Raw genomic sequence first — 6,263 nt, forward strand, 5'->3', positions numbered from 1 at the left:
TTTGCACCGGCTCGCATATTGACACGGTGATCGATGCCGGCAGCCTCGACGGCTGTTACGGCGTGCTGGCCGGGGTGGAGCTGCTGCAGACGCTGCACGAGCGCGGGCTGCAGCCGGTGACCGCGATCGAAGTGATCGCCTTCAGCAATGAAGAGGGCGTGCGCTTCACCCCGGACCTGCTGGGATCGCGGGTGATGGTGAAAGATATCAGCCTGCCCGACGCGCTGGCCGCCGAATCACGCAGCGGCGAGCGGGTCGGCAGCGAGCTGCAGCGCATCGGTTACGGCGGCGAGGCGGATCCCTGGCAACACCTGCCGGGCAGTTTTATCGAACTGCATATCGAACAGGGTCCGCTGCTGGAGGCGACGGAGAACCGCATCGGCATCGTCGAGGGCGTGCAGGGCCATTCGTGGTGGCAGGTTGAAGTTCAGGGGCACGCCAACCACGCGGGTACCACGCCGATGCACCTGCGCCGGGATGCCGGGCAGGCGGCGATGCGGCTGGCGCAGGAACTCTCCGGCTGTGCCGCTGCAGAAGGCGTGCCGAGCGTGGCGACTGTCGGCAGCTTCACCCTGGAGCCCGGGGCGATCAACGTGGTGCCCGGCCGCGCCCGTTTTAGCGTCGACTTTCGCGATGCCGATGCGCAGCGGCTGCGCCAGGCGGATATCCGCCTGCATCAGGCCGCGCGCCAGCTGGAACAGGACGGCTTCACGGTGGCGCTACGCAATATCTCCCGCGCCGAACCGGTGTTTTTCTCCGGCACCGTATGCCGGGCGATTGAACAGGCGGCGACGGCGCGAACCTCGCGCACCCTGCGGATGATTTCCGGGGCCAGTCACGATGCCCAGATGCTGTCGCGGGTCTGCCCGACCGCGATGATTTTTGTCCCGAGCCGCGACGGCGTCAGCCATCATCCGGCGGAATTTACCCCCGCGGCCGAGCTGGCGCTGGGCGCGCAGGTCCTTGCCGACGCGCTGTGGCAGCTGGCGAACAACCCTTAATGCAGACCGAAACGCAGGAGTTAACTATGGAACTGGCCTTCACCGCCGGGGAGTTTGAACAACGTATCGCCCGGGTACAGGCGGAAATGCGCCAGCAGCAGCTCGATGCGCTGCTGGTGACCTCACCGCCGAATTTTCGCTACTTCAGCGGCTTTGACAGCCAGTTCTGGGAAAGTCCCACCCGGCCGTGGTTCTTCCTGATCCCGGCTGAGGGACTCTGTAGTGCGATCGTGCCAGAAATCGGCGCGCCGCTGCTGCAGGGCAGCTGGATCGGTACCACGCTGAGCTGGCCGGCGCCGTGCCCGGCGGACGATGGCGTGTCATTGCTGGCCGGGGCGCTGGAGCAATTACCGAAGCGTTTTGGCCGCATCGGTATGGAGTTCGGCCGCGAGTCGGCGGTGCGCATGCCGCTGAACGACCTCTTCCTGCTGAAGGCGCGGCTGACCGCGTTTGAACTGGTCGACGGATCGCCGTGCATCTGGCAGGTGCGCGCGGTGAAGTCGGCAGCGGAAGTGGACTACATCCGTCAGTCATGCACCGTGGTCTGCGACGCTTTCGACCGCCTGCCGGGCTACGCCCGCAGCGGACAGACCGAACGGGAGATCTGTCAGCGGCTGACCGCCGACATCATACTCGGCGGCGCGCACTCGGTGCCGTTTATGGCGGCGGCCTCCGGCCACGGTGGCTACGAGCAGATCATCTCCCGCCCGTCGGGCTGTGAGATCCGCGATGGCGACGTGCTGATCGTTGACGTTGGCGCAACGGTCAACGGCTACTTCTGCGATTTCGACCGTAACTTCGGCTTCGGCAACGTTCCGGATGCTGCCCTGCGGGCCAATGAGGCGCTGTGGGACGCCACCGACGCGGCGATCAAGCTGGCGGTGCCGGGCACCACAACCACCGATCTGTGGCGCTGCATGAGCGGCGTGCTGGAGCAGGCGGGGGCGCAGGGGTACAACGTCGGACGGCTGGGGCACGGCCTCGGCCTGCAGCTGACCGAACCGCCATCGCATATGCCGGGGGATAACACCGTGCTGCGCGAAGGGATGGTGATCACCATTGAGCCGGGCATGGAATATGCGCCGGGAAAAATGCTGGTGCATGAAGAAGACATCCATATTACCGCGTCGGGGCCACAGATCCTGACCCGGCGCGCACCGCGCGAACTCATTGTTATTCGTTAATCGTTCAGCTGACATCAGGGGGTTCATCATGGCTTACCACAATAAAATTAACGGTAAAATGCTGCTGGCTATCGCGCTGTTTGGCGCTATCGGCAGCGCGCAGGCGGCAGTAAAAACCAAGCAGGAAGGCATTCTGACCATCGGTTCCGACCTGACGTGGGCGCCGTATGACTATCTGGCGAACGGCGAGGCGGCGGGCTTCGACGCCGACCTGATGAAACGGGTGGCAGACTCGCTCGGCCTGAAAACCAAAACGGAAGATACCCGCTTCGCCAACTTGATCCTCGGCCTGACCGGCCACCATTTCGACGTTATCGCCTCTGCGTTATACATCACCCCGGAGCGGGCGAAGCAGATTAACTACATCCCCTATCTGAAAACCGGCGGCTCGCTGATGACGGTGAAGGGCAGCGACTTCAGGCCGCAAACGCAGAAAGATCTGTGCGGCAAGAAGGTGGCATCGCTGAAGGGGGCGGCCTGGGTGCCGGCACTGAACAAACTCTCCACCGGTTACTGCGCGGAGAACAAGCTGGGCCCGATCACCGTGCAGGAATATTCCTCTTCTCCGCTGGCGGCGCAGGCGCTGCTGGCGCGCGCGGCGGACGTGCAGTTTGACGATGCCGCGGTGTCGCAGATGATGGTCGATCAAACCAAAGGGCGGCTGCAGATCACCTCGCAGACCATTCTGGAGCCGGTGATTATCGGCCTCGGCGTCGCGAAAGGTAATGACCAGCTGCTCAACGCCCTGACCAGCGCGCTGGACGAACAGAAAAAGAACGGCAGCTATCAGGCGCTGCTGCAGAAATATAACCTGCAGGAACCGTCGGCGGACGAGATCGCCGCCGCCTTCAAAGGTTAAGACACCCGCCCCGGAGCCATACCGCCGGTATGGCTCGTGATGACTTTTCCGGAGAATGGGAAATGAACTTTGACTGGAACTACCTGCTGAGCCTGTTTGTTGATAAATCATTCTGGCAGGCCACCTGGACGGTGGTTGAACTCAGCGTGTACGCCTGGGTGCTGGGCATCGTATGCGGTTTTTTTCTGGCGCTGGCCAAGCAGTCAAAAAACCCCTTTCTCAGCGGCTTCGCCCGCTTCTATATTTGGTTGTTCCGCAGCCTGCCGTTACTGGTGCTGCTGATTTTCGTCTACAACCTGCCGCAGCTCTTCGCCTCGACCAGCCAGTTTCTCGGCAACCCGTTTATTGCCGGGTTGGTGGCGCTGGTACTGAGTGAATCCGCCTATATCGCCGAAATCCACCGCGGCGGGCTGCTGTCGATTCAGAAAGGGCAACTGGAGGCCGGTAAGGCGCTGGGTATTTGCTTCCCCGGCGTGCAGCGGCTGATCGTGGTGCCGCAGGCGTTCCGCGTGGCGCTGCCGACGCTGATCAACGAGTACATCACCATCGTCAAGCTGACTTCGCTGGTGTCGGTGATTTCACTGGCCGAGATCCTGCTGGTCGGCGAGCAGCTGTATACGCAGAACTTCCTGATCCTCGAAACGCTGACCGCGGTGGCTTTCTATTACGTGCTGGTGGTGACGGTGTTCGGCTTCCTGCTGCAGGCGCTAGAGCGGCACCTGGATATCGCCCGGCGCACGCCCAGCATCACCACTGATTTCAATGTGCCGCCGGCACAGGTGGCGACGCGCCGCCGGCTGAACATCGAACAGAAGGGGGAGTTTGCCCTGGAGCTGAAGCGCGGGCAGAAGTTTTACGGCGACAATGAGGTGATTAAAAACGTCAGCCTGAAGGTGAAATGGGGCGAGGTGGTGTCGATTATCGGCCCGTCCGGCTCCGGCAAAACCACGCTGATCCGCTGCCTCAACGGTCTGGAAACGCTGAACAACGGCGCGGTCTGGCTGCAGAACGAACCCTTCCTCGTCGGCTCTTATGCCAATGAAAAATACGACGAAAAACAGCATCTGCGCCGCATCGTGCACGTCGGTATGGTCTTTCAGGGCTTTAACCTGTTCTCCCACCTGACCGTGCTGGAGAACGTTATGCTGGCGCCACTCTACCACCGGCACGACACCCGCATCGCCATCCGCCTGCTTAGCCTCGCCATGCTGCAGAAGGTCGGGCTGGCCGAGCATGCCAACAAGTATCCGCACCAGCTTTCCGGCGGCCAGCAGCAGCGCGTCGCTATCGCCCGCGCGCTGGCGATGCAGCCCTCGGTGATGCTGTTCGATGAGCCAACCTCGGCGCTCGACCCCGAGCTGGTGGGCGAGGTGCTGAAGGTGATTGAGGCGCTGGCGAGCGAGGGGATGACGATGGTGATCGTCACACACGAGATGAACTTCGCCTTCGGCGTTTCGGACCGGATTATCTATATGGAGAAGGGCGAGGTGATCCACGACGCCACACCAGACGAGCTGCGCCACGGCAGCCAGCCGGAACGGCTACAGCGCTTTATTGGCCGGGCGGGATAACGCCGCCGGGTATCAGCGACCATCATCAACTTTTGCAAGGGGAGTTAACTATGCCGTCCTATCCCGCCGCCTATCAGAGCACCAAAGGCTCCGCGCTGGATGTCGATCGCGACTTTTATCAGGCGCTGGCCGACGGCGAGCGCCTGCTGACGCAGCAGTACCGGGTGCCGATCCGTAGCGGCTTCGCCTGGGAGGTACCTGCTGGGCATCTGTTCCGCATCACTACTCCGGAAGGGCCGCAGGTGGGCGACCTGAACATCTGGAACCGCCACAACCCGCGCGAGAGAATGTGGGCCGCGCGCACCCGCCAGCTGCAGCGCGCGCATCTGTCGACCTTCGACCGCCTGTGGTCAAATCTGCCGTTCCTGCGGCCGATCGCCACCATTACCGCCGACAGCCTGGCCGACTACGGCATTGATGAGCACGGCGGCAGGATCCACGATCTGCTGGGCACCCGCTGCGATCCCTACGTCAATAAGCTGCTGACCGGGGAGGATTTCGATTTCCACTGCCACTCGAATCTGACCCGCGCGGTACAGCCATACGGCCTGACCGAATTCGACGTGCACGACGTGCTGAACGTATTTCAGTGCACCGGGCTGAACGCGGAGGATAAGTACTTTATGAAGTCCTGCCCGGCAAAGACCGGTGACTACCTCGAATTCTTCGCCGAAATCGATCTGCTGTGCGCGATCTCCACCTGTCCGGGCGGCGATCTGTCTCTGGCGATGTGGGGCGACGAAGCGCAGGACACGCTGTCTGTTTGTCGCCCGCTGGGCGTTGAGATCTGGCGGCCGGACGCGGCGCTGCTGGCCAACTGGCGGCCGCCGGTTTCGCCGGATTACCGCGGTAATCACGGCCTGCGGCTACAGCCGGGCGGCTGGTAATGGCATGGCGCAATATTTCAGAGAATATTGCGCCGAACATCCCTGGTATTGCCAGGGCGTAATCAACGATCGCAAGCATTTCTCCGTCTATCCCTGATAGTTTCTACGGCATAATTATCACATTGTGTACACCTTGCCGGACATATCATCCTCGATGCCCTCACTCGAAGAGGATGCATCAAAACCTTTTACCGCATATCCTCACGGCAGGCTGCTGAATCGGCCACGCGGATACCTGAGGGATATGTTCATGGTTAGGAAACTGAATCATCGTTTTAAACATTTCCTGACCATGAATATTGTTGTCGGACGCGCAACGATGGCATGAGGTTGTGGCTCCTGTGTTAATAAAATACGAATTTCGATTCTTTTCTGACCTTAAACTCATTTTTCAGGTGCACTTATCCTGCGGCCTGTGCCTGAAGCCATCGTCTACGGTCAATGTTATGCAGCCTTTCGGCCACTAATTCCGACGCATGCCTGCCAGCTTCTGCGCTGACAAAGCGCAGCCGGTTGCCGCACAGGATGCATTTGTACGGGTCCGAGTGCAGGAACACCTTCACCAGCGGGGCGAAGCCCGGCTGCTCCGGTTTCTTCCGCGCCTCCATCTCCAGGGCTTCATACACCTTCGGCAGCAGCTCGCCCCGTTTCCGGTTGGATAAAAATCCGTAGTAGCGCACCATCTTAAAGTGCTTCGCCGGGATATGACTGATATAGCGCCCGAGCATCTCTTCCTGCGTCAGTGTCTGCTGCCGGTACTG

Annotated in this window: 6 protein-coding genes; 5 read left to right on the forward strand and 1 reads right to left on the reverse strand. The window is 61.3% G+C overall.

Going from position 1 to position 6,263, the window contains the following annotated elements:
* The first annotated feature begins 17 nt into the window (after positions 1-17).
* From ACZAHD_RS20625 to ACZAHD_RS20645, 5 genes are all read left to right on the forward strand, one after another.
* A complete protein-coding gene (locus ACZAHD_RS20625; RefSeq protein ID WP_462458422.1) occupies positions 18-1,001 on the forward strand; it encodes a hydantoinase/carbamoylase family amidase in 984 nt (327 codons plus the stop codon).
* 26 nt (positions 1,002-1,027) lie between these two features.
* On the forward strand, positions 1,028-2,185 hold the full coding sequence (locus ACZAHD_RS20630; RefSeq protein ID WP_462458419.1) for a M24 family metallopeptidase: 1,158 nt from the start codon (positions 1,028-1,030) through the stop codon (positions 2,183-2,185).
* A gap of 28 nt (positions 2,186-2,213) precedes the next feature.
* Positions 2,214-3,044, forward strand: a complete 831-nt coding sequence (locus tag ACZAHD_RS20635; RefSeq protein WP_462458420.1) for a transporter substrate-binding domain-containing protein — start codon at positions 2,214-2,216, stop codon at positions 3,042-3,044.
* Between the two features lie 62 nt (positions 3,045-3,106).
* Positions 3,107-4,615, forward strand: a complete 1,509-nt coding sequence (locus tag ACZAHD_RS20640) for an amino acid ABC transporter permease/ATP-binding protein (protein WP_462458423.1) — start codon at positions 3,107-3,109, stop codon at positions 4,613-4,615.
* A gap of 50 nt (positions 4,616-4,665) precedes the next feature.
* A complete protein-coding gene (locus ACZAHD_RS20645; RefSeq protein ID WP_148666069.1) occupies positions 4,666-5,502 on the forward strand; it encodes a DUF1989 domain-containing protein in 837 nt (278 codons plus the stop codon).
* A 401-nt stretch (positions 5,503-5,903) separates the two neighbouring features.
* Here the strand turns inward: ACZAHD_RS20645 and ACZAHD_RS20650 are convergent.
* Positions 5,904-6,263: transposase (locus ACZAHD_RS20650; RefSeq protein WP_462458421.1), on the reverse strand; the 360-nt coding region annotated here is incomplete at its 5' end.

Source organism: Raoultella sp. (genome assembly GCF_039594335.1).
Classification (GTDB): domain Bacteria; phylum Pseudomonadota; class Gammaproteobacteria; order Enterobacterales; family Enterobacteriaceae; genus Klebsiella.

What these genes read in the sequence shown, in the direction of transcription:
- ACZAHD_RS20645 (WP_148666069.1), top strand. Translation starts at nt 4,666, where the DNA reads ATGCCGTCCTATCCCGCCGCCTATCAGAGCACCAAAGGCTCCGCGCTG.
- ACZAHD_RS20635 (WP_462458420.1), top strand. Translation starts at nt 2,214, where the DNA reads ATGGCTTACCACAATAAAATTAACGGTAAAATGCTGCTGGCTATCGCG.
- ACZAHD_RS20640 (WP_462458423.1), top strand. Translation starts at nt 3,107, where the DNA reads ATGAACTTTGACTGGAACTACCTGCTGAGCCTGTTTGTTGATAAATCA.
- ACZAHD_RS20630 (WP_462458419.1), top strand. Translation starts at nt 1,028, where the DNA reads ATGGAACTGGCCTTCACCGCCGGGGAGTTTGAACAACGTATCGCCCGG.